The organism is Consotaella salsifontis, from assembly GCF_900167365.1.
GTDB lineage: Bacteria > Pseudomonadota > Alphaproteobacteria > Rhizobiales > Rhizobiaceae > Consotaella > Consotaella salsifontis.
Genome location: NZ_FUXL01000023.1, coordinates 1 through 22,592, shown reverse-complemented (window position 1 = coordinate 22,592; position 22,592 = coordinate 1). Strand labels below are relative to the sequence as shown.

The window sequence follows — 22,592 nt, the reverse complement described above, 5'->3', positions numbered from 1 at the left end:
GCCCTGCCTCCTCAGCGCCGCGCGATCACCACGCCGCCGGCGAGCGCGGCGAGCGTGATGACGCCCTTGACCAGGGTCTGATATTCGAAGGGCAGACCGGCGAAGAAGATGACGTTGCCGATCATGCCGATCACCAGCGCGCCGAGGACCGAGCCGAAGGCGCTGCCCGAGCCGCCGGAGAGAGCCGTTCCTCCGAGAACGACGGCCGAGACGGAGCCGAGCGCAAGGCTCCCTCCCATCAACGGATCGCCGCTCGCCGTCTCACCGGTGAGGCAAAGGCTCGCCACGGCGGAAAAGAGCGCGGCCAGAACATAACCCCCAATGCGCACCCGCGTGACGGCAAGGCCGGTCTGAAACGCTGCCGCCCGATGGCCGCCGACGGCGGTCAAATGCCGGAGGAACGGCCGCGCGCCGAGGATGCCAACCGCAATCAGCACGGCGATGAAGATCCAGAGTACGACGGGCAAGGCGAAAAGGCCGCCGGCATAGGTCCGCCAATACGGCGCGGGAACCGGAAGGCCGGCTGTCGGCAGAACCCTCAGCGCGATGCCGCTGAAGAGAATGCCCGTCGCAAATGTCGCGACGATTGGCTGAAGCCGCAGGGCGGCGACGAGGAAGCCGTTGAAGAGGCCGCAGGCGACGCCGGTCGCCAGCCCTGCAAGGATCCCCGCAAGGACTGCGGCTGCATCCTCTGTTCCGATGCCGGCGATCACCGTCACTGTCACAACGTTGACGAGGGCGACGATGGCACCGACCGAAAGATCGATATCGCCCGCGAGGATGACATAGGTCTGCCCGACCGCGATCAGGACTAGCGGAAGGAATACCGTGAGGTTCGACTTCAGCACGCGCGGCGTGAAGAGATTGCTCTGCAGGTAGGCGTTGACGATGACCAGCACGATCAGCGCTGCCAGCGTCACCAGCCAGACCCGCCCTTTCAGAGCATTCGCAAGAGTCATGCCGCGCTCCCATAGGCTGCGCCGGTGAGGTTGAAGGAGGTGAGTTCGGCTCGCTCGAGCTCCGCGACGATCCGGCCGCTGTTGAAGACGAGAACGCGATGGCAAAGGCCGATGAGCTCGGCATCCTCCGAACTGTAGAAGAGGACAGCGGCGCCCGCCGCCGCGAGGTTGCGCACCAGGCGGAAAAAGTCGGCCTTGGCGGCGAGATCGATCCCCTTCGTCGGATCGTCGAGCAGCAGAACCACCGGATTGGTCGCTAGCCAGCGCGCGATGAAGACCTTCTGCTGGTTGCCGCCCGAGAGCGCGTCGATGGGCGCGTCCAGCGAGGGATATTTCGTGTTCAGCGATTGGGCTATCTCGGAAAGTCGGGCCTGAAGCCGGCCGGGCCAGACAAGTCTGCGACGCTCGGCGACCCATTCGGCGATCGCCATGTTCTCGAAGATCGATCGCCCCTGAAGCGCCGAGTCGCGGCCCCGATCGCCGGAGACGTAGCCAAACCCGTGGCGAACAGCGGCCCGCGGGGTGCGCACGACGACAGGCCGCCCCTCGATGAGCACCCGCCCCCCCGTCAGCGGCTCGGCGCCGAACAGGCTCTGCAGCAATATGGACTGGCCCTGCCCCTGAAGGCCGCCGAGGCCCAAAATCTCGCCCGGCCTCAGCGAGAAAGAAACGTCTTGCAACCGCTGCCCGCGCGCGCCCTGCACCACGAGCCGGGCGGAGGCCGAGGTAAAATCCGTGCTTGGCGCGGGATCGAGATCGTGAGCGATATCCCCGACCATCGCTCGCACGACGGTGTCCATGTCCGTCTCCGCTGTGACAAAGTCGTCGACGCTCTCGCCGTTGCGCATCACCGTGATCCGGTCGCAGACGGCAAAGACCTCCGCGAGCCGATGCGAAATGAACAGGAAGGAGACACCCTTATCCTTCATCTCTCCGATGATCCGAAAGAAAAGCTCAACCTGACGGTGATCCAGCGCAGCCGTGGCCTCGTCGAAGATGACGACATCGGGATCTCGCGCCAACACCTTGACGATCTCGACGATCTGACGCTGATCGGGACTGAGATCGGAAACGCGGGCCTTGGAGTTAAGGCCCCGTCCCGCGACAGGTGCGAACCTCTGAAGCAGCGCATCGGCCTTTTTGGCCAGCGCCTTGCGATCAACGAAGCCGGCTCCGTTCCGCGGCTCGCGCCCAAGGAAGATGTTGTCCTCGACGCTCATCTGCGGGATCAGCGATAGCTCCTGATAAAACAGGGAGATGCCGTTGGCTTCCGCCTCGGCCGGCGAACTGAGGACGAGAGGCGCGCCATTGACGACGATGTCGCCGGAATCGCGCTGAACAGTGCCGGCGATGATCTTCGACAGCGTGCTCTTACCGCAACCATTGGCGCCGACGAGCGCATGGACCTCGCCCCGCTCCAGGGTGAGAGCAGCGTTCGACAGGGCGACGGCCGCGCCGAAGCGCTTCTGAACCGATCGGGCCGTAAGGGCAGCCGTCATCATTCGTCTCGCCACATGGAAGAAAGCCGGATTGAGCGCGCGAAACGGCGCCGCCCGCCAGGGGCATGCCAGTTCGTCGGAGGCTGGCGCGGGCGCTCTTGTCGCCCGCGCCACGCCGGCTCACTTGAAATAGTTCTTCTCGGCGTCGTCGATCGAAACCGTGTCCGTGATCGACCAATAGCCCGGCTTGCCTTCGGCCGCCTTCAGGTTGTCGGCGAGGTTGTCGTTATCGACGAAGGGAATCGGAATGTAGATCGCGTTCCCGTACTTGCCGGCGAAGATGCCGTCCTTGAACTCCTTGCCCTGGAGCTTGAGCACGGCGACGTTAAGGGCTGAGGCCATCACGCCCGGAGGATTGACCGAGGCGCCCGAGTTCAGGTGCTTCGACGACCACAGGTCCATGAAGTCCTTGCGGATTTCGCCGGTGGCCGCGATCGTGTCGGTCTTACCGGCCGCGTCGATGGCCCGCCACGCGCCGGCCGCCATGCCGTCCTGCACCCAAACTCCATCGATGTCGGGATAGGTCGCGAGCAGGTTCTGCATGGTCTGCTGCCCCTGCGCCTGATCCCAATTGGCGTTGGCCTCGTTGAGGACCTTGATGTCAGGATACTTGGAGAAAACCTCGCGATAGCCCGCGACGCGCATTTCGTTGGCCGGATTGCCGGCGACGCCGTTGATGGTGACGATACTGCCCTTGCCTTTCAGTGTATCGGCCAGCCACTGCGCCGACTTGCGGGCCCAATCTGTCTGGTCGATACCGACATAGATCGCGTCGGAAGAGGAAACCTCCGCGTCGGTCGCCACGACCAGGATACCGGCGCCGGCGGCTTGCGCGAACACAGGATCGAAGGCCGTCGGGCTGTTGGGGTTGATGATGATGGCATCGACGCCCTGGTTCATCATGTTGCGGACGGCACCGATCTGCCCCTGCACATCGACGTCGGAGCTCTGGATGACGAGCTCGATGTTCACGCCACGTTCCTTCCAGGCCTCGGCCGCCGCCTTGGCCTCGTCAATCATCTGGGTGCGCCACTCGCTGCCGACCCAGCCATTGGACAAGCCGATCGTGTAGTCCTGCGCCAACGCGCTTGCCGTCATCAGCGCCAGAGCGCCGACGGCCGCCATAATAGTCTTCATCTAAAGCTCCTCCCTCGCCGGCGAACCGGCGGCTGCTCCTCTCCTCAGGAGCGACATCGACAGTGGAAACCGGTTACATTGTCCTGTCAAGAGGAGTTGGGGGTTTGGCTGCCCTATCGGGAGGTTGTCGCCAACGTCTCATTGGCTCCACCACTGCCGGTGCGGTGTACGAATCCAAACCTTCACATATCTGTCGCGAGCCAAAAGTAGGACCGGGTTGTCACACACCCCGGCTTTATGCATTCTCGCGCAGCCGGCTCTCGAAGGAGAACAACAATGTCGAAGCCGCACGAATGGGAGGAACCGCGAATGATCCGCAACATGCTGTTATCGGCATGCGTCCTTGGCGCGGCCGTGTCACTGACCACTGAGAGCCTGGCCGCGACCGAGCTTCAGTGGTGGCACGCCATGACTGGCGCCAACAATGAGGTGGTGGAAACCCTCGCCAAGCAATTCAACGAAAGCCAGAGCGACTACAAGATCGTTCCTGTGTTCAAGGGCACCTATCCCGAGACGCTGAACGCCGGTATCGCCGCCTTTCGGGCCAAGCAGACGCCGGCGATCATCCAGGTCTTCGACGCAGGCACCGGCGTCATGATGGGCGCCGAGGGCGCGATGATGCCCGTTGCGGACGTGCTCGAAGCCGGCGGCTACAAGTTCGACAAATCGCAGTATCTTCCGGGCGTCGTATCCTATTATTCGAAGCCCGACGGGACGATGCTGTCGTTCCCCTACAATTCGTCCTCGCCGATTCTCTACTACAACAAGGACATCTTCCAGAAGGCCGGGCTCGACGTCGACAACCCGCCGAAGACCTGGCAGGAAGTGTTCGACGCAGCCCGCAAGATCAAGGACTCCGGCGCGGCGTCCTGTGGCTACACCTCGACCTGGCTGACCTGGATTCACCTCGAGAACTTCGCCGCCTGGAACGACGTTCCCTATTCGACCAAGGAGAACGGTCTGGCCGGCTCCGACGTCGAACTCGAGATCAATGCGCCGATCTATGTCGACCACTTCCAGGCGATCGCCGATCTCGCCAAGGATGGCGTCTTCCGCTACGGCGGTCGCACGTCGGAGGCCAAGCAGCTCTTCCTTTCCGGCGAGTGCGGCATCCTGACAGAATCTTCGGGTGGGCTCGGCGACGTCGTGAAGTCCGGCATCAACTACGGCATCGGCCAGTTGCCCTATGACGCCAATGCCAAGGGTGCGCCGCAGAACACCATTCCCGGTGGTGCGAGCCTTTGGGTTTTCGCCGGCAAGTCCGATGAGCAGGTGAAGGGCATCGCGGAGTTCTTCCACTTCCTCTCCGGCACCGACGTTCAGGTGTTTCTGCATGAAAATTCGGGCTATTTGCCGGTGACCACGGCGGCGTATGACGCGGTCAAGAAGACCGACTTCTACGATAAGAACCCAGGCCGTGAAACGCCGATCACCCAGATGATGGGCAAGGAGCCGACCGAGAACTCCAAGGGCGTGCGCCTGCCCAATCTGCCCCAGGTCCGCGATATCGAGAATGAGCAGTTCGAGGCGATGCTGGCTGGCAAGATGACGGCCAAGGAAGCGCTCGACAAGGCCGTAGAGCTCGGCAACGCTGCGATCAAGGACGCCCAGTAAGGGCTTCCCAGTTCCGGGGAGACGCCGCCGAGGCGTCCCCCGTCGCTGGAGGGCGCTCCCCGCGCCCTCCGTCATCTTCTCCCTCGTTGGCGTTCCCTCCTTGCCCAGAGCCGTATTTCCCAACCGCATCCTGCCCTATGCGCTTCTCGCGCCGCAGGTCGCGATCACGTTGGTCTTCTTCTACTGGCCCGCGAGCCAGGCGCTCTACCAGTCGACGCTGCGTCAGGACCCCTTCGGCTTGAAGACGCGCTTTGTCGGCCTCGAGAATTTCGAGGCGGTCCTGAGCGATCCCAGCTATCTCAACGCCATCGAGACCACGCTGATCTTCAGCCTTGCGACTGCGGCTCTCGCCATGGCGCTTGCCCTGCTCTTCGCCAGCGCCGCCGAAAAGGTGATCGCGGGCAAGGGGCTTTATCGCACGCTGATGATCTGGCCGTATGCCGTCGCCCCGGCCGTGGCCGGCCTTCTCTGGCTCTTTATGTTCAACCCGACCATGGGCACCTTCGCCTACATCCTGAGGCGCAGCGGCATTCCCTGGGACCCGCTCCTCGACGGCAACCAGGCGATGCTCCTTGTCATCTTCGCCGCCGCCTGGAAGCAGATCAGCTACAATTTCCTGTTCTTCGTCGCCGCCATGCAGTCGATTCCGCGCTCGCTCATTGAGGCCGCAGCGATCGACGGCGCCCGCTCCACCAAGCGGTTCTGGACCATCGTCTTTCCGCTGATCGCGCCGACGACCTTCTTCCTCCTGGTGGTGAACACCGTCTACGCCTTCTTCGACACTTTCGGCATCATCGACGCCGTGACGGCCGGCGGCCCCGCCAAGGCAACGGAAACGCTGGTCTACAAGGTCTACAACGATGGCTTCGTCAATCTGGACCTCGGCGGCTCGGCGGCGCAGTCGGTGATCCTCATGGCCATCGTCATCGCCCTCACCGCCATCCAGTTCCGCTACGTGGAGCGGAAGGTCCATTATGGTTGAGCCGCGCGCCGGAGCGAATCCATGATCGAACGCAGTCCTCTCGGCCGGCCGCTGGCGCATCTCCTGCTGATCGTCGGCATCCTGATCGTCGCCTTTCCGATCTATTACACCTTCACCGCGTCGACCCAGACGATCCAGACGATCCTGCGCCCACCGCTCCCCCTCACGCCGGGCAGCGAGTTCGCCAACAACTACGGCGAGGCACTGTTTGGCGGCATTGGCCGCATCGGTGGCGTCGGCGTCGGCACGCTGCTGTTCAACACGACCGTGATGGCGCTGGGTGTCGCATGTGGCAAGATCGCCATCTCGATCCTCTCGGCCTTCGCCATCGTCTTCTTCCGCTTCCCGCTGCGCATGGTGTTCTTCTGGCTGATCTTCATCACGCTGATGCTGCCGGTGGAAGTGCGCATCCTCCCCACCTACAAGGTGATGGTCGATCTCGGGCTCATCGACACCTATGCCGGCCTGATCCTGCCGCTGATCGCCTCGGCGACAGCAACGCTCTTGTTTCGCCAGTTCTTCATGACGATCCCAGGCGAACTGGTGGAGGCCGCGCGAATCGATGCGGCCGGTCCCATGCGGTTCTTTCGCGACATCCTGTTGCCGCTGTCCAAGACCAACATCGCCGCGCTCTTCGTGATCCTCTTCATCTATGGCTGGACGCAGTATCTATGGCCGCTGCTCGTCACCAACAACAACCAGATGAACACCATCGTCATCGCGCTGAAGAAGATGGTTTCCTTTGCCGATGCGGACACGCCCTGGCACCTCGTAATGGTGACGGCGATCCTGGCCATCGTGCCCCCTGTCCTGGTGGTCGTACTGATGCAGCGGTGGTTCGTGCGCGGCCTCGTCGAAACGGAGAAGTGAGTTGGCTGGCATCGAACTGAAGGACGTGCGCAAGGTCTATGCCGGCGGCGTCGAGGCGGTGAAGGGCGTTTCCCTGGACGTGCAGGACGGCCACTTCGTCGTGCTTGTCGGGCCGTCAGGCTGCGGGAAGTCGACGCTGCTGCGGATGGTGGCGGGGCTCGAATCCATCACCTCGGGCACGATCGCCATCGGCGGCCGGACGGTCAACGAGCTGGAGCCGGCCGAGCGAGACATCGCCATGGTCTTCCAGAACTACGCGCTTTACCCGCACATGACCGTGCGTCGGAACCTCGAATACGGCCTCAGAAACCGCCGCATTCCGAGCGATGAAATCACCCGGCGCGTCAACGAGGCGGCGGCGATCCTCGAAATTGCGCCGCTGCTCGATCGCAAGCCCGGCCAGCTCTCCGGCGGACAGCGCCAACGCGTGGCGATGGGCCGCGCCATCGTTCGCGAGCCGGCGGCCTTCCTCTTTGACGAGCCGCTGTCGAATCTCGACGCCAAGCTGCGCGTCCAGATGCGCGCCGAGATCCGGTCGCTCCAGCGCCGGCTCGGCACGACCAGCCTCTATGTCACGCATGATCAGCTGGAGGCGATGACGCTGGCCGACCAGCTCGTCGTTCTCTCGGCGGGCCATATCGAGCAGGCTGGCTCGCCCATGGAGATCTACGAGCGCCCCGCAACGCTCTTCGTCGCGACCTTCATCGGGTCCCCCGCAATGAACCTTTTGCCGATCGAACCGGAAACGGCATCACAACTCGCGGGCTCCTCGGCCGTACGCGACAGCCTCTCGGTCGGAACGACGATCGGCATTCGCCCGGAACACATGCGTCTCGTGGGGGATGAGGGCATTCAAGATGATGAAATAGCAGCCGATCTCGTTGTGACGGGCGTCGAGCTGGTCGGCGCCGAAAGCTACGTCTATGGCGTGTTCGGCGCGCAAAAGGCGGAGATTGCCGTTCGTGTGCCAGGTTATCGGCACTTCGATGGGGGAACACCCATCAGGGCTGCCGCCGGCGCCACCAGCCTGCATCGCTTCGATAGCAAAACGGGTCTTCGGCTGGATTCACCGGTCTAGTCTCCCCGCCCCTTCAATGTCGGGCCCTTTGCCGCCGAAGGAGAAAAGTCTCCCTCGGCAGCAGCCGCGCACATCCAATCAAATTGATGCCGCACTATGTGCGTTTATTAATCGCCGCACTATGTGCATCTTTGATTGAAAAAGTCGGATCTGGACATGTCGACGGCCAATGTCCTCATCAGCCTCGGAGGCGGCGTTGCGTTGCTCCTCTGGGGCATCCACATGATCTCAGGCGGCGTACAGCGCGCGCTGGGCAGCCGGCTGCGCGGTGTTCTCGCCTTCGGCCTCTCCAATCGCTTCAGCGCGTTCTCGCTGGGCCTCGTGGTGACGGCGCTGCTTCAAAGCAGCACCGCCACGGCGTTGATGACCACATCCCTCGCCGCCGGCGGCGCGATGGATCTCATCGCCGCTCTCGCCGTGATGCTCGGCGCCAATGTCGGCACCACGCTGATCGTCCAGGTGGTCGCCTTCGACATCACCATGGTGTTTCCCGCGCTGATCCTTTTCGGCTTCATCATCAACCGCAAGGCGCGCCAAGCCACTGCCCGCGATGCGGGCTCGGCGCTTGTCGGGCTCGGACTGGTCCTTCTATCGCTTCACCTTCTGACGGAGGTCATGCGCCCCGTGGAGAACTCGCAGGCGCTTCGGCTGCTGCTGCAGTCAATGACGTCAGATGCCCTCCTCAGCGCCATTCTTGCGGCAATCCTGGCCTGGGCCGCGCACTCGAGCGTCGCGGCGATGCTCTTCATCATGTCCCTGGCCGGTTCCAACGTCGTTCCGGCGCCAGCGGCGTTGGCCATGGTCATTGGAGCGAATCTCGGCAGCGCGCTCAATCCCCTGAGCGCGGCGATGGGCGGCGATCCGACGAGGTTGCGCGTCCCCGTCGGAAATCTGATCACGCGTCTGGTCGGCGCGGCGGTCAGCCTTCCGCTGATCGGTCCGATCAGCGACGCACTTCTGGCACTGGACCCCTCGCCAGTTCGCGCCGCCGCCCACTTCCATCTACTCTTCAACGTCGCGATCGCCGGCCTTTTCCTCGGGCTGTTGCCGCTGGAGGCGAGGCTTCTCACTCGGCTCTTCCCCATGAAAGTCGAGTCGTCCGACCCCGGCGCACCGCTGCATCTTGATGAGGCGGCGCTCAGGGTGCCGTCGGTGGCGCTCTCCAATGCGGCGCGCGAGGTGCTGCGCATGGCCGATGTGGTGGAAGAAATGCTGCGGGGATCACAGGATGTGCTTCATCGTGGCGACCGGGACCGCATCGCCGAGATCAGCCGAATGGACGACAGTCTCGACCGGCTCAACCGGGCGATCCAGCGCTATCTCGGTGCCATCGACCAGGAGAACCTGCGAGAGAGCGATACGCGCCGCCTGTCGGACATTCTGGCGCTCGCCATCAACCTTGAGCATATCGGCGACATCATCGACAAGAACCTGATGGAGCTCGCGAGGCGGCGCCTCAAGAGCGGGCTGCAATTCTCGGCGGAGGATAGCGCCTCGATCGGCGAGATGCACAGCCGTCTGCTCGATCACCTTCAGCTCGCCGTGAGCGTGTTCATGTTCGGCAATGTCGAGGCAGCCCGGCGTCTCGTCGCGGAAAAGGAAGGCTTTCGCGACATTGAGCGCCAGGTGACGCAGCGCCACGTGCTGCACATGCGCTCAGGCCGGCGAGACGAGATCGAGACGGGCTCTATCCATCTGGACGTGACGCGAGATCTGAAGCGCATCGAAGCGCACATCGCGGCAACCGCCTATGGTGTGCTCGAAAAGCACGGCGAGTTGAGAAACTCGCGCCTCACGTCACACGCCGCTGGCGAAGCCGGCTGATGCGGCTCGGCCGAGGCTGCGTTTTTCGGCGCGTGAGGCTATAGGGTCATCCAGCCGCAACGTTTCGAGTCTCGGCGCGGAGCTGCCGCGACGGAACCGCCTGATCCCGCACCCGGATGCGGCACCGGTCCCCATTTCACGAAGAGGATGCCGCGAAATGTCACGATGGAAGGTCGACGGGTTCGTCGTTGCCCTCGCGGCCGTGGTGGTCGCGGCACTCATCTTCCCTGAACCCGGTCGAACCGATGGGCCACTCCATTGGGAGCTGCTGACGACCTACGGCGTCTGCATCGTGTTCTTTCTCTACGGTCTCACCCTCGCTCCCGAGCGGCTGAAGCAGGGCGTGACGCGATGGAAAGCGCATCTTCTCGTCGTTCTCACGACCTTCGGCCTGTTTCCCTTGGTTGTTCTGGCCGGGGAAGCGGCCTTCCCCAACGCCCTGCCCGATCCGGCAATGATAGGCTTCTTCTACGTCGCCGCCCTGCCCTCGACCGTCTCTTCCTCGGTCGCCATGGTCTCCCTGGCCCGAGGCGACGTCGCGGTCGCTATCTTCAACGCGACGCTTTCCAGCATCCTCGCCGTCTTCGCTACGCCCGCCTTGATGGCTTGGTACCTCCAATCCACCGGCGTGCCCGTCCCGTTGCTCCCGACGGTCCTGAAGGTCGTTGTCCTCGTCCTGGTGCCGATCGTGCTCGGCCAAATCGCCCGTCGCTGGCTGGCAGGATGGGCGGCGCGTAATCGGACATGGATCAAGCTGGCCGACCGCGGAACGATCCTCGCCATCGTCTACGGCACCTTCTGCGATTCCATGGCCGAGGGGTTATGGAAGCGGACCGATCCCCTGACGATCATCGAGATCGGAGTGCTGTCGATCGCATTGTTCTTCGTCGTCTATGTTTTGACGGGGGTGTTGACGCGCCTGTTTGGGCTGTCGCGGGAGGATCGCATCGCCGCTCAGTTTTGCGGCTCTAAGAAATCGCTGGCCACCGGGGTGCCTTTGGCGCCGATCATCTTCGCCGGCCGCACCGACGCAGGCCTCATCATTCTGCCGATCATGCTCTTCCACTTCTTCCAGCTTCTGATCGTCAGCGTGATTGCCACGCGCCATTCCCATGAGGCGGCGGCCATGGAGGCGCGCTCGGCCGAGCAAGCCACTGCAGTGGAAGGCTGAATTGGCGAGATCTGCCCACGCCCCGCATGCGTGGCAGTATGACGCGCTTGACCGCTTGGAGGTTTATTCCTGGTCCAAACGCTACGCACCGCAAAAGGAGAGGCAATAGAAGGTGTTATCTGACATCAAGTCCAGTCTTGTATGACTATTCAGAAATTTATCTAAATTTTACTATCGGAAATTTCCCTCACGTTAACTGTTGAACTTAAGGGAGAAGAAACATCTCAACGCTTATTGTCTAATCCGACCCAAGGAGATGTCGCGCTATCGGCCCCCTGGGGGACACTTGGTCAGAAAGGATCAGTTAATGGCTCAGTTTCTTCGCCGCTTCTCGAATGACGAGTCCGGTGCAACCGCAATCGAGTACGGCCTGATCGCCGCGATCATGTCCGTCGCGCTCATCACCGCGCTCGGCTACATCACCGGCGGTCTCGACACGGCGTTCACGAACATCAAGACCACTCTCGAGAAGACCAGCTAATCGCATTCCGAGTGTGATGCATTGACGACCGGCGCCCTAGGCCGGCAGGACATCCTGATCTTCTAACGATGTTCGAACAAGACCACCACGCAAGATCAAGGGCCGCGACGCTTCGGAAGCGGCCTTCTTCTTCAAAGGTGATATGAATTGACTATTCCACGGCGTTGCGCCGGCGGGGGGTGCCCGACATGAAGACCCTTAAGCGGTGCATCCACGACAAGACCGGCGCAACCGCCCTGGAATATGGCCTCATCGCAGGAATTATGGCATTGGCCGTGGTATCCGCGTTCACACCCCTGACTGGCACTTTAGGGTCATCCATTGAGGCGGTGGGCGATAGACTCGTGTCGTCCGGCTCCCACGACTGAACAACGGTTGCCCCGACTGCCGCTTTTGATGTCAGGCAAGGCTTAGCTCCGTCCGCCGCATTGTTCCTGTCCGCGACGAGCTCTACTGGCCAGTATCGTGCAGAGGCAAAAGACGGCATTCCGATGCATTCGCATCAATGCCTGCGCCTCAAGATTCTTTCTCCCAAGCTTTCCATGCCGACCGCAGAAATGCGGGAGCGGCGCTTTTGCGATTCTGGAACGGTGCGCGCAACGCATCAAGTACGGGGCGCGGGGCCGGGACGGATAAGCAGCCAGCACCGAAAACAGGCGCCTATCCCTCGCTCACCACAATCATATGGACGTTGGTCAAGCCGGACCAATGCACCGGTGCGGCCTCTAGATGAGTGCGTGCCGGGCGCGAGAGTGATAGCGGAACGCATTTCGCATCTGATCGGAGACGTCGCAGCGGGCAGCACGTGCATCAAATCCCGCGCCTGCCGATGGCTTTGGCCTGTTGAAGCCGTTCCCGTTCACCGACATTGGCTTGCAGCGCTTTGGAGGGAGCTCAGAGCAAGCGTCCAAGCTCCCACACGCTAATCCGCCGTTACTTGTTCACAGCATCCTTGAGGCTCTTGCCGGGAGCGAACTTCGGCACGTTGCGAGCCGGAATGTCGACCTCGGCGCCGGTCGAGGGATTGCGGCCCTTCGACGCCGCGCGATGGGATACAGAGAAGGTGCCGAAGCCAACAAGGCGAATGTCGTCGCCCTTGGCCATAGCGCCACTGATTGCGTCGAAGACGGCGTCCACTGCCTGCGTCGCCTGCTGCTTGGAAAGGTCGGCCTTTTCCGCAACCGCGGAAACGAGCTCGTTCTTATTCATGCCTCATTCTCCTAACTCGGCCAAGTTCGTTCGGCTCGGGAGGGACGATGGTGCAGACTCGTCCATCATTCAAGGCTTCGTGAGTGCCGGACCCTCATTTTTCGCCTCCCAAAACAAAAAAACCGCCCCGAAGGGCGGTTTCCTGGGCCTCACGGCCTGTTTTCGCTAGTGAGCGACAGCGACCGCGCCGTCATCATCGCTGGCCGGCCGTGGTGCCAGAGGCTCCTCGGCTTCCGACCATTCGATCGGCTCGGGCACCCGAACCAGAGCGTGACGCAGCACCTCGCCCATGCGGGCGACGGGCACGATCTCCAGATTGTTCTTCACGTTATCCGGGATGTCCGCGAGGTCCTTCGCGTTTTCCTCCGGGATCAGAACCTTCTTGATGCCGCCGCGCAGCGCCGCCAGGAGCTTCTCCTTGAGGCCGCCGATCGGCAGGACGCGCCCGCGAAGCGTGATCTCGCCGGTCATGGCGACATCCCTGCGCACGGGAATGCCCGTCATCACGGAGATGATCGCTGTGGCCATCGCGACGCCCGCCGACGGCCCGTCCTTCGGGGTTGCCCCTTCAGGAACGTGGACGTGAATATCGCGCTTGTCGAATAGCGGCGGCTTGATGCCGTAGTCGACCGCCCGCGAGCGCACGTAGGACGCCGCCGCCGAGATCGACTCCTTCATCACCTCCTTGAGGTTGCCGGTCACGGTCATCTTGCCGCGTCCTGGCATCATCACCCCTTCGATGGTCAGCAGCTCGCCGCCCACCTCCGTCCAGGCAAGACCGGTCACGACGCCGACCTGGTCGTCCAGCTCGGCCTCACCGTAACGGTAGCGCGGCACGCCGAGATAGTCCGATAGATTGTCGGCGGAGACTTCAACCACCGTCTTCTCGCCCTTGAGGATCTGCGTCACCGCCTTTCGCGCCAGCGTCATCAGCTCGCGCTCGAAGTTTCTGACGCCCGCCTCGCGGGTGTAGCGGCGCACGATCTCGCGCAACGCATCGTCGCCGACCGAGAATTCCTCGGCCTTCAACGCGTGATCGCGGATGGACTTCGGCAGAAGGTGCCGCTTGGCGATCTCCAACTTCTCGTCTTCCGTATAGCCGGCGAGACGGATGATCTCCATGCGGTCCATCAGCGGCGCAGGAATGTTGAGCGTGTTCGCGGTGGTCACGAACATCACGCCCGACAGATCGTACTCCACCTCAAGGTAGTGATCCATGAAGGTCGAGTTCTGCTCGGGGTCCAACACCTCCAGCAGCGCCGACGACGGATCACCCCGGAAGTCCATGCCCATCTTGTCGATCTCATCGAACAGGAAGAGCGGATTGGCCTTCTTCGCCTTCTTCATCGACTGAATGACCTTGCCGGGCATCGAGCCGATATAGGTGCGCCGGTGGCCGCGGATCTCGGCCTCGTCGCGCACGCCGCCCAGCGACATGCGGACATATTCGCGTCCCGTCGCCCGGGCGATGGAGCGCGCCAGCGAGGTCTTGCCGACGCCCGGAGGCCCGACGAGGCAGAGGATCGGGCCCTTCAGCTTCGTCTGGCGGCTCTGCACGGCCAGATACTCGACGATCCGCTCCTTGACCTTTTCGAGGCCATAGTGATCGGCGTCCAGGATCTCCTGGGCCTTGTTCAGGTCGATCTTCACCTTCGAACGGTTGCCCCAGGGAAGCCCCAGCAGCCAGTCGAGGTAGTTGCGAACCACTGTCGCCTCGGCCGACATCGGGCTCATCTGACGCAGCTTCTTCAGCTCCGCCTGAGCCTTCTCACGGGCCTCCTTCGACAGCTTGGTCTTCTTGATCCGCTCCTCGATCTCGCCGGCCTCGTCGCGGCCCTCCTCACCGTCGCCGAGCTCCTTCTGGATCGCCTTCATCTGCTCGTTGAGATAGTACTCGCGCTGAGTCTTCTCCATCTGGCGCTTGACGCGCGAGCGGATGCGCTTCTCCACCTGAAGGACGGAAATCTCCGCCTCCATGAAGGCCAGCGCCTTCTCCAGGCGATCGCGGACGCTAACCAGCGTCAGCATCTCCTGCTTTTCATGGACCTTGATGGCGAGATGCGAGGCCACGGTGTCGGCGAGCTTGGAGTAGTCGCCGATTTGGCCTGCTGCACCAACGACTTCCGGCGAAATCTTTTTGTTGAGCTTGACGTAATTTTCAAACTCCGCAACGACGGAGCGCGCCAGCGCCTCGATCTCCACCGGGTCTTCGTCGGCTTCCTCGATCACCTGCGCGACCGCCTCGTGCCACTCGGTGCGATCGGTAAAGCGGTCGATCTTGGCGCGGGAGACACCCTCGACCAGCACCTTTACCGTGCCGTCAGGCAGCTTCAGGAGTTGCAGAACATTGGCGATCGTGCCCACGTCGTAAATCGCGTCGGGAGCGGGATCTTCGTCGCCGGCGTTGATCTGCGTCGCCAGCAGGATCTGCTTGTCCGCGCCCATGACCTCTTCCAAGGCCTTGATGGACTTCTCGCGCCCCACAAACAGGGGAACGATCATGTGCGGGAAGACTACAATATCGCGGAGCGGCAGCACTGGGTAATGCTGCTCCTCGGCGTAGGTCTTCTGGAAGGTCGTGTTGGGCATGTCATTCCTTTCTGCGGCAACGCCGCGTCAGGCCGTCAAGCATCAAGCCTCAATAGCGAGCACTCGATGCGACGCCTCGATCCGGCGATATGTGGGCCGGATGGTGCAACGCTTCAACCTCGGCCAGTTCCACCATTCCCTCGGCCATCCCGTCGCGGCCCATAAATGGCAACGGCCCGCCCGGTGGCAAGATGCGACCGAGACGGGCCGTCAGGCACTTCGACGGGGCCAAGGCGTCAGGCGCTGACGTTTTCCTTCTCGTCACCACGATCCGCATAGATGTAGAGCGGCCGCGCCTTACCATCGATCACGTCTTCGGAAATCACGACTTCCTGAACGCCTTCAAGCGTCGGCAAATCGAACATCGTGTCGAGAAGCATCGCCTCCATGATCGAACGCAGCCCGCGCGCGCCGGTTTTGCGTTCGATCGCCTTGCGGGCGATAGCCTTCAGCGCCGCTTCCTGGAACGACAGATCGACGCTCTCCATCTCGAACAGGCGCTGATACTGCTTGACCAGAGCATTCTTGGGCTGAACCAGAATCTGCATGAGCGCAGCCTCGTCCAGGTCCTCGAGCGTCGCGATCACCGGCAGTCGCCCGACGAACTCGGGGATCAGGCCGAACTTCAGCAAATCCTCGGGCTCCACCTGGCGGAAGAGCTCGCCCGTGCGGCGGTCCTCCGGCGCGGAGACGGATGCGGCAAAGCCGATGGACGTCTTGCGGCCGCGATCGGAGATGATCTTGTCGAGACCGGAGAACGCACCGCCGCAGATGAAGAGGATGTTGGCCGTGTCGACCTGCAGGAATTCCTGCTGGGGATGCTTGCGGCCACCCTGCGGCGGAACCGAAGCGACCGTGCCTTCCATGATCTTCAGCAGCGCCTGCTGGACACCCTCGCCCGACACGTCGCGCGTGATGGACGGGTTGTCGGACTTGCGGCTGATCTTGTCGATCTCGTCGATGTACACAATGCCACGCTGCGCGCGCTCGACATTGTAATCCGCCGACTGGAGCAGCTTCAGGATGATGTTCTCGACATCCTCGCCAACATAGCCCGCCTCGGTCAGCGTCGTCGCATCCGCCATGGTGAACGGGACGTCAATGATGCGCGCCAGCGTCTGCGCGAGAAGCGTCTTTCCGCATCCCGTCGGCCCGATCAGCAGGATGTTCGACTTCGCCAGTTCGACGTCATTGCCCTTTTGGGCATGGGCAAGACGCTTGTAGTGATTGTGAACCGCGACGGACAGAACCTTCTTGGCGTGCGACTGACCGATGACGTAATCATCGAGCACGCTGATGATATCCTGTGGCGTGGGCACACCCTCGCGAGACTTCACCATCGAGGATTTGTTCTCCTCGCGGATGATGTCCATGCAGAGTTCCACGCACTCGTCGCAGATGAAGACCGTCGGCCCGGCGATCAGCTTGCGGACTTCGTGTTGGCTCTTTCCGCAGAAAGAGCAATAGAGCGTGTTCTTGGAATCGCCGCCGCTCACTTTGCTCATTCGTTGTTCCTTCCGGTCCTGATGACCCAGGGGTCCGCTGCATTGCCAAACTATAGTTCTAGGATTGGCCTAGGCCTATGGCAACCGTGGCGAATCTCCTGGATCGGAGGGTGCGAATGTGACGCTTTTCAGGAGCTTCACATTAAAGCCCATCCCTTGAGTGACAATTAACACGTCTCACGAGCAGCGAGTCTCCCCCTGGGAGACTGTTTCCGACGACAGCCACGGGAAAGCTCCCGTGGCGTCACGGCGCCCTACTCGACGCCCGATCGACCTCTCCGCCCGATGTCGGATCAGCTGGCCGGGGTGGCTTCCAGAGCTTCACGCGAGGAGTAGACCTTGTCGATGATCCCGAACTCGCGCGACTCTTCGGCGGTCATGAAGTGATCACGATCGAGGGTCTTTTCGATGGTTTCGTAGTCCTGCCCGGTATGCTGGACATAGATCTCGTTGAGGCGCCGCTTCAGCTTGATGATGTCCTGGGCATGGCGCTCGATGTCCGACGCCTGCCCCGAAAAGCCGCCGGACGGCTGGTGCACCATGATTCGGGCGTTGGGCGTGGCGAAGCGCATATCCTTGTGGCCGGCGCACAGCAGGAGCGAGCCCATGGAGGCCGCCTGGCCAATGCACAGGGTCGACACCGCCGGCTTGATGAACTGCATGGTGTCGTAAATTGCCATGCCGCTGGTGACGACGCCGCCGGGCGAATTGATGTAGAGGGCGATCTCTTTCTTCGGGTTCTCGGCCTCGAGGAAGAGGAGCTGCGCGCAGACGAGCGTCGACATGCCGTCCTCGATCGGCCCTGTGATGAAGATGACGCGCTCCTTCAGGAGGCGCGAAAAGATGTCGTACGCGCGCTCTCCCCGGTTGGTCTGTTCCACCACCATCGGGACGAGGTTCATCGCGGTTTCCACGGGATCTTTCATGAACGTGCTCTCGGTACTTGATTTGGGGAAAACGATCGGACCTCGCCGGGCCGACTCAGTTCGTGCCATCGCTTGTTAAATAGGGTGCCGCCGAGCCTCTATGCAAGCGCGCTCGGTGCGTTAATAGCGGGAAGGGTTTACGGTCGAACATCACCCGCCCCCTTCCCTTCGCTCTCACCCGCGCTCGTCGCCGACACCATCTTCGTCCGGAGGAATGGGCAAACCCTCGCGATCCACCGAGCCGTGGCGCGAGGGATCGGACTGGTCGCCCACCGGCTCGGCTTGCGTAACGGCACGCAGATCCGCACCCGGCCGGGACAGACGCACCGGAGGCGCGCTGCCATCCTTGTTTTCGCCGAACCAGATGGTCATGTGCGGGAACGGAATCTCGATATCGCGTTCGTCGCACAGGCGCTTCACGATTTCGTTGAAGGCCCGTCCGATGCCCCACTGCTTGCCCGGAAGCGTCTTGATGCGTCCGCGCACAACGACAGCCGAATCGCCAAGCTTCTCGACGCCAAACATCTCGAAATCCCCCAGGATCTCCGGCCCGTGCTCCCCGGTCTGCAGCTCGTTGAAGGCGTCCCGCATGACGATTTTCACATCCTCGACGTTCTCGCGATAGGCGACGCCGAGGTCTGCGACGAACTGCGAGAAGCCCTTCGTCATGTTGGCGACCTGATCCACCGAGGAAAACGGGATGAGATAGTAGGTGCCATCCAGGGAACGCAGCGCCACGGAGCGTATGGTCAGCCGTTCCACCACCCCCGAGACGCCGCCGACGGAGACCACATCGCCCTCGTTCATGGCGTTTTCCAGCTGGATGAAGGCACCCGTGATAATGTCTTGGACGAGCTTCTGCGATCCGAAGCCTACAGCCAGGCCGACCACTCCGGCACCGGCCAGCAGCGGGCCAATGTCGATCCCCACCTGCGAAAGCACGAGCATCGCGATGATCACGACAAGGGTTATCGTAAAACCGTTGCGGAAGAGCGCGAGGAGCGTTCTCTCGCGCGCCGTGGGCACTTTCCCGAAGTTGGGATTGAGCCGATACTCGACCCACGAGGAGATCACGAGATAGACGACAAAGCCGATCAGGATGACCAGCCCGGCGCCGAAGAGGCCCCCGATGAAGCGCTGGCCCGTGGTCGTGGCGACCCAACCCGAGAAGTTGAGCAGCCGCCAAGCCTCCAGGATCACCGACAGAACGACGATCACCACCAGCACGCGAATGACCGTCAGCAGCGTCGGGATGAAGGCGTTGATGCGCCGCTCGAGCAGCGGGAGGCGCTCCTTGGCCGAGACCGGCACCGGGATTCCATGGGCGATCAGCCAGCTGAGCAGCGTGGTGACGAGACCGCCGATCGTCATCGCGGCGATGGTTTTCAGGCTTGCGGCGACGATGAACTCAAGACCTCTCGTCGGGCTGGTGAGCCAGGCGGAGAAGACCGTCACGGCGTAGACGATGGCGATGAGCCACCAGACGCGACCCAGCAGCCAATTGAACTGAGCGCTAACGGAGTGGTCGCCCTGGTCGTAGGCGCGCGCCAGCCGATCCCGAACCCAGACGCGGTTCTGAAGAATCAGGATCAACGACGTAACGAGAGAGAGCAGCGCCACAATGACGCGCACAGCCCTTGCGGCGGCATAGCTGGAATTGCTTTCGACGATCGGCGCCAAAAACAGGAAGGTGTAGCCGATCACGGAGATCAGCCGCGAGATCCAGAAGTACCAGTATTTCGCCTGCCGGTCGCTAAACGGCGTCAACCGCAAGCCCGGCGTGTTCGGCTGAACGAAAAGATTGAGAACGAGCTTGATTCCCTCGATCAGCAGAAAGGCATTGAGAAACAGCGCCTGGTTGAGGCTTGGCGCTCCGCCGTTGAAAATCGTCGCCGCGACGTGACCGACGGCCCAGGCCGCGAGAATGGCGACGGCATCCACCAGCGCTGCGATGGCAAGCACCATGAGCTTCTGGAACGGCCCTGAGCGGGAGGCCCGCCGGGCGAGTCGCCCGAGCAGAGGCGCCTTGAGAAATCGCGTCAGCGCAAGCACGGCGAAGACGACGATCATGACCACGGCGACAGGCAGGATGGCCGAGCTGATCCGAGGCAGATCGAGGCTGCCGACGCCGGCCATCAGATCCAGCGAGTGCCCAGCCGTATCCCAGAGATTCTTGCCGACGCTCAGCGCCAGCGCAACGACACCGCGGCTATAGGCCGCCACCTCCCCCGGCAGGCCCTGGATGATCTCAGCCGGCATATTCGCCGGTGCGGCATTTTCGCCCGCCTGATCTCCGGCCGAATTTTTCAGAGACTCGATGAGGTGAGCCCTCGCCTCATCGTTTTCGAGAATCTTGATGAGGTCCTGGACTGAGGCGTTATCGGCGTCCGATGCCTCGGCCGGAGCGGTCGTCGCGGCCAAGGATGGAAGACCGGGTGTCTGGGCGACCGCGGGAAAGGCGGCCATGGCCGAGAGGATCGAAAAAACCAGCCAGAGCCGGATCTTCGTCAGAAAAGTCATGGTCATAGTCATTGCGCAGGCGATCGCGTCCTGAAATTGGCCGAACAGCCGGGGACCTCGATCGTCTTCCGTTCTCTGGAGCCAAACAAAAAGGGGCCGGCGATCCGCCAGCCCCGATGTTTATAGATCAATCAGCCAGGAAGGGAATCAGGCAGCCGAAACTTCTTCTTCCTCCTCCTTCATGAGCTCTTCCTTGGACACCGTCTTGTCGGTGACGGAAACCGTCGACAGCAGGTGATCGACGACCTTCTCCTCGTAGATCGGCGCCCTGAGGCTCGCGACCGCTTCCGGATTCTGACGGAAGAAATCGTAGATCTGCTGTTCCTGACCAGGATAGCGGCGGATCTGGTCCATCAGGGCCCGCTGCATCTCCTCGTCGCGCACTTCGACGCCGACCTTCTCGCCAATGGCGGAGAGGACAAGACCAAGCCGGACGCGCCGATTCGCCAGACGCTGATACTCCTCGCGCGCCTTCTCCTCGGTCGTGTCCTCGTCCTCGAAGGACTTCTTGGCGTTCTCGAGCTCGCTCGTCACCTGCGTCCAGATGTTGTTGAACTCGGCCGCGACCAGCTTCTCGGGCAGCTCGAAATCATACTGGGCGTCGAGGGCGTCGAGCAGCTGCCGCTTCACCTTCTGGCGCGTCATCGCGCCATACTGGCCCTCGATTTGCTCGCGCACGATCTCGCGGAGCTTTTCAACCGACTCGAGTCCCAGCTTCTTGGCCAGCTCGTCGTCGATCGCCAGATCGTCGGGCTTGGCGACTTCCTTGACCTTGACGTCGAAGACCGCTTCCTTGCCGGCCAGATGAGCCGCGCCATAGTCCTCGGGGAACGTGACCGTCACGGTCTTGTCCTCGCCCGCCGCGGCGCCCTTGAGCTGGTCCTCGAAGCCGGGAATGAACTGCCCCGAGCCGATAACCAGATTGGTGTTCTCCGCCGAGCCGCCGTCGAAGGGCTCCCCGTCGATCTTGCCGACGAAGTCCATGGTCAGGCGGTCGCCGTCCTCGGCCGCGCCTTCCTTGGGGGAGTAGGTGCGGGCGTTGTCGGCGATGCGCTTCACCTGCTCCTCGACCTCCTCTTCGGAGATCTCCACGACCGGGCGCTCGATGGCGATCGAGTCGGTTTCCTTCAACTCGAAGTTCGGCAGCGTCTCGTAGGACACCGTGAAGCGGAAATCGCTCTCGCCCGCCAGAACCTTCTCCGCCACGCCCTCGTCCTCGGACATGCCGATCTCGGGCTGCATCGCGGACTTCTCGCCGCGCTCGGAGATCACCGAACGCGGCGTCTCATTGATGATCTGATTGACGATCTCGGCCATCATCGAGCGGCCATAGACCTTGCGAAGATGCGCGGCCGGCACCTTGCCGGGCCGGAAACCCTTGAGGCGCACCTGCCCTTTGGCTTCATCGAGCTTCTTTTGAAGCCGTTCTGCGAGGTCTGAAGCAGGCACGACGACCTCGATCTCGCGCTTGAGCCCCTCGGCCTTGGTTTCCGTTACCTGCATTTGTCCTTACCACCTTTGCGATGCCGGATGCGCCGAGGTCCGCCGCACCCCTCACTCGAAACCTGGAAACGGCGAATTGGTGCGGGTGGAGGGACTTGAACCCCCACGGCTCACGCCACAGGAACCTAAATCCTGCGTGTCTACCAATTTCACCACACCCGCTTAGCGACGCCCTTGTGAGGCCGTCGCGAGGCGCGCGCCTCTATATCATCCGTAAAAGCTGCGTCAAAGCGCAATTTCAGTCGATTCCGACATGAAATCAGGCCGCTTTGCGGAACCCGCTTCTCCGGAACTTTCAGTCGGCAATTAAGCGTGATGTGGGCTTTTCAAGTCAGGATTCCCGCCCCTTTTAGGCAACTCATTGAAATGCCTCAATTTACACAGCTCGAGGCAATGCGGGCGCCGCAATGCTGCCATGCGCCACCCCTGCTAGCGCCGCATGGGGAGTGGGCCTATCTTTCGCTCAACAACAGGGACGGCCTTGGCCGATCTCTTCAATCGATTAAATCGTGGAGTGGAACGATGAACCTCCTTCGCACTTATAGCAGCTGGCGGCGTTACCGCGAGACCTTCAATGAGCTGAACCGCCTTTCGCAGCGCGATCTCGACGATCTGGGCATCGCTCGTTCGGAAATCTCGGAAGTCGCCCGCCGCGCGGCCCGCTAATAGCGGCATCTTGGTTTTATACGGTTTCGCTGAGGGCCACTCCTCCTCCCAAGGCCCAA

Annotated in this window: 18 protein-coding genes and 1 tRNA gene; 9 read left to right on the top strand and 10 right to left on the bottom strand. The window is 62.3% G+C overall.

Annotated elements, in window-relative coordinates:
* Positions 1-11: 11 nt before the first annotated feature.
* The 3 genes from B5D38_RS20735 to B5D38_RS20725 all read right to left on the bottom strand — a co-directional run bounded on the left by B5D38_RS20735 (position 12) and on the right by B5D38_RS20725 (position 3,595).
* Positions 12-959: an ABC transporter permease gene (locus tag B5D38_RS20735; RefSeq protein ID WP_078710357.1), complete on the bottom strand. Its 948-nt coding sequence runs from the start codon at positions 957-959 to the stop codon at positions 12-14.
* The gene (locus B5D38_RS20730; RefSeq protein ID WP_078710373.1) at positions 956-2,458 is read right to left on the bottom strand and encodes a sugar ABC transporter ATP-binding protein; all 1,503 of its coding nucleotides are present in this window, start codon (positions 2,456-2,458) and stop codon (positions 956-958) included. Before B5D38_RS20730 ends, B5D38_RS20735 begins: the two co-directional genes overlap by 4 nt.
* A gap of 120 nt (positions 2,459-2,578) precedes the next feature.
* Positions 2,579-3,595, bottom strand: coding sequence for a substrate-binding domain-containing protein (locus tag B5D38_RS20725; protein ID WP_078710356.1), 1,017 nt, complete (start codon positions 3,593-3,595; stop codon positions 2,579-2,581).
* A gap of 321 nt (positions 3,596-3,916) precedes the next feature.
* Between B5D38_RS20725 and ugpB the strand changes: the two genes are divergently transcribed.
* The 8 genes from ugpB (at position 3,917) to B5D38_RS22770 (ending at position 11,983) form a co-directional block, all read left to right on the top strand.
* On the top strand, positions 3,917-5,209 hold the full coding sequence (gene ugpB / locus B5D38_RS20720) for a sn-glycerol-3-phosphate ABC transporter substrate-binding protein UgpB (RefSeq protein WP_116002890.1): 1,293 nt from the start codon (positions 3,917-3,919) through the stop codon (positions 5,207-5,209).
* 100 nt (positions 5,210-5,309) lie between these two features.
* Positions 5,310-6,191: a sn-glycerol-3-phosphate ABC transporter permease UgpA gene (gene ugpA, locus B5D38_RS20715; protein ID WP_078710355.1), complete on the top strand. Its 882-nt coding sequence runs from the start codon at positions 5,310-5,312 to the stop codon at positions 6,189-6,191.
* A 21-nt stretch (positions 6,192-6,212) separates the two neighbouring features.
* The gene (gene ugpE, locus B5D38_RS20710; protein ID WP_078710354.1) at positions 6,213-7,061 is read left to right on the top strand and encodes a sn-glycerol-3-phosphate ABC transporter permease UgpE; all 849 of its coding nucleotides are present in this window, start codon (positions 6,213-6,215) and stop codon (positions 7,059-7,061) included.
* Between the two features lies 1 nt (position 7,062).
* Positions 7,063-8,139: a sn-glycerol-3-phosphate ABC transporter ATP-binding protein UgpC gene (ugpC, locus tag B5D38_RS20705; RefSeq protein WP_078710353.1), complete on the top strand. Its 1,077-nt coding sequence runs from the start codon at positions 7,063-7,065 to the stop codon at positions 8,137-8,139.
* A gap of 156 nt (positions 8,140-8,295) precedes the next feature.
* Positions 8,296-9,963, top strand: a complete 1,668-nt coding sequence (locus B5D38_RS20700) for a Na/Pi cotransporter family protein (protein ID WP_078710352.1) — start codon at positions 8,296-8,298, stop codon at positions 9,961-9,963.
* A 157-nt stretch (positions 9,964-10,120) separates the two neighbouring features.
* Entirely contained in the window at positions 10,121-11,134 is a 1,014-nt protein-coding gene (locus B5D38_RS20695; RefSeq protein WP_078710351.1) for a bile acid:sodium symporter family protein, read from the top strand.
* Between the two features lie 307 nt (positions 11,135-11,441).
* A complete protein-coding gene (locus B5D38_RS20690; RefSeq protein ID WP_078710350.1) occupies positions 11,442-11,615 on the top strand; it encodes a Flp family type IVb pilin in 174 nt (57 codons plus the stop codon).
* A 188-nt stretch (positions 11,616-11,803) separates the two neighbouring features.
* Positions 11,804-11,983, top strand: coding sequence for a Flp family type IVb pilin (locus B5D38_RS22770; protein WP_078710371.1), 180 nt, complete (start codon positions 11,804-11,806; stop codon positions 11,981-11,983).
* Between the two features lie 565 nt (positions 11,984-12,548).
* Here the strand turns inward: B5D38_RS22770 and B5D38_RS20680 are convergent.
* The 7 genes from B5D38_RS20680 to B5D38_RS20650 all read right to left on the bottom strand — a co-directional run bounded on the left by B5D38_RS20680 (position 12,549) and on the right by B5D38_RS20650 (position 22,029).
* Positions 12,549-12,824, bottom strand: coding sequence for an HU family DNA-binding protein (locus B5D38_RS20680; RefSeq protein ID WP_078710349.1), 276 nt, complete (start codon positions 12,822-12,824; stop codon positions 12,549-12,551).
* 165 nt (positions 12,825-12,989) lie between these two features.
* Positions 12,990-15,413: an endopeptidase La gene (lon, locus tag B5D38_RS20675; RefSeq protein ID WP_078710348.1), complete on the bottom strand. Its 2,424-nt coding sequence runs from the start codon at positions 15,411-15,413 to the stop codon at positions 12,990-12,992.
* Between the two features lie 236 nt (positions 15,414-15,649).
* Positions 15,650-16,918, bottom strand: a complete 1,269-nt coding sequence (gene clpX, locus B5D38_RS20670) for an ATP-dependent Clp protease ATP-binding subunit ClpX (RefSeq protein WP_078710347.1) — start codon at positions 16,916-16,918, stop codon at positions 15,650-15,652.
* Between the two features lie 293 nt (positions 16,919-17,211).
* On the bottom strand, positions 17,212-17,844 hold the full coding sequence (locus B5D38_RS20665; RefSeq protein WP_078710346.1) for an ATP-dependent Clp protease proteolytic subunit: 633 nt from the start codon (positions 17,842-17,844) through the stop codon (positions 17,212-17,214).
* 174 nt (positions 17,845-18,018) lie between these two features.
* Positions 18,019-20,364: a mechanosensitive ion channel domain-containing protein gene (locus B5D38_RS20660; RefSeq protein WP_245319435.1), complete on the bottom strand. Its 2,346-nt coding sequence runs from the start codon at positions 20,362-20,364 to the stop codon at positions 18,019-18,021.
* Between the two features lie 147 nt (positions 20,365-20,511).
* On the bottom strand, positions 20,512-21,867 hold the full coding sequence (tig, locus tag B5D38_RS20655; protein WP_078710344.1) for a trigger factor: 1,356 nt from the start codon (positions 21,865-21,867) through the stop codon (positions 20,512-20,514).
* A gap of 77 nt (positions 21,868-21,944) precedes the next feature.
* Positions 21,945-22,029, bottom strand: a tRNA-Leu gene (locus B5D38_RS20650).
* Positions 22,030-22,389: 360 nt separating this feature from the next.
* Here B5D38_RS20650 and B5D38_RS20645 point away from each other — a divergent pair.
* Positions 22,390-22,533: a DUF1127 domain-containing protein gene (locus B5D38_RS20645; protein ID WP_078710343.1), complete on the top strand. Its 144-nt coding sequence runs from the start codon at positions 22,390-22,392 to the stop codon at positions 22,531-22,533.
* The last annotated feature ends 59 nt before the right edge of the window (positions 22,534-22,592 follow it).

Bases quoted from the DNA above. Each gene is read 5' to 3' on its own strand.
- B5D38_RS20735 (WP_078710357.1), bottom strand. From the start codon at position 959: ATGACTCTTGCGAATGCTCTGAAAGGGCGGGTCTGGCTGGTGACGCTG.
- B5D38_RS20730 (WP_078710373.1), bottom strand. From the start codon at position 2,458: ATGACGGCTGCCCTTACGGCCCGATCGGTTCAGAAGCGCTTCGGCGCG.
- B5D38_RS20725 (WP_078710356.1), bottom strand. From the start codon at position 3,595: ATGAAGACTATTATGGCGGCCGTCGGCGCTCTGGCGCTGATGACGGCA.
- ugpB (WP_116002890.1), top strand. From the start codon at position 3,917: ATGCTGTTATCGGCATGCGTCCTTGGCGCGGCCGTGTCACTGACCACT.
- ugpE (WP_078710354.1), top strand. From the start codon at position 6,213: ATGATCGAACGCAGTCCTCTCGGCCGGCCGCTGGCGCATCTCCTGCTG.
- B5D38_RS20700 (WP_078710352.1), top strand. From the start codon at position 8,296: ATGTCGACGGCCAATGTCCTCATCAGCCTCGGAGGCGGCGTTGCGTTG.
- B5D38_RS20695 (WP_078710351.1), top strand. From the start codon at position 10,121: ATGTCACGATGGAAGGTCGACGGGTTCGTCGTTGCCCTCGCGGCCGTG.
- B5D38_RS20690 (WP_078710350.1), top strand. From the start codon at position 11,442: ATGGCTCAGTTTCTTCGCCGCTTCTCGAATGACGAGTCCGGTGCAACC.
- B5D38_RS22770 (WP_078710371.1), top strand. From the start codon at position 11,804: ATGAAGACCCTTAAGCGGTGCATCCACGACAAGACCGGCGCAACCGCC.
- B5D38_RS20680 (WP_078710349.1), bottom strand. From the start codon at position 12,824: ATGAATAAGAACGAGCTCGTTTCCGCGGTTGCGGAAAAGGCCGACCTT.
- lon (WP_078710348.1), bottom strand. From the start codon at position 15,413: ATGCCCAACACGACCTTCCAGAAGACCTACGCCGAGGAGCAGCATTAC.
- clpX (WP_078710347.1), bottom strand. From the start codon at position 16,918: ATGAGCAAAGTGAGCGGCGGCGATTCCAAGAACACGCTCTATTGCTCT.
- B5D38_RS20665 (WP_078710346.1), bottom strand. From the start codon at position 17,844: ATGAAAGATCCCGTGGAAACCGCGATGAACCTCGTCCCGATGGTGGTG.
- B5D38_RS20660 (WP_245319435.1), bottom strand. From the start codon at position 20,364: ATGACTTTTCTGACGAAGATCCGGCTCTGGCTGGTTTTTTCGATCCTC.
- tig (WP_078710344.1), bottom strand. From the start codon at position 21,867: ATGCAGGTAACGGAAACCAAGGCCGAGGGGCTCAAGCGCGAGATCGAG.
- B5D38_RS20645 (WP_078710343.1), top strand. From the start codon at position 22,390: ATGAACCTCCTTCGCACTTATAGCAGCTGGCGGCGTTACCGCGAGACC.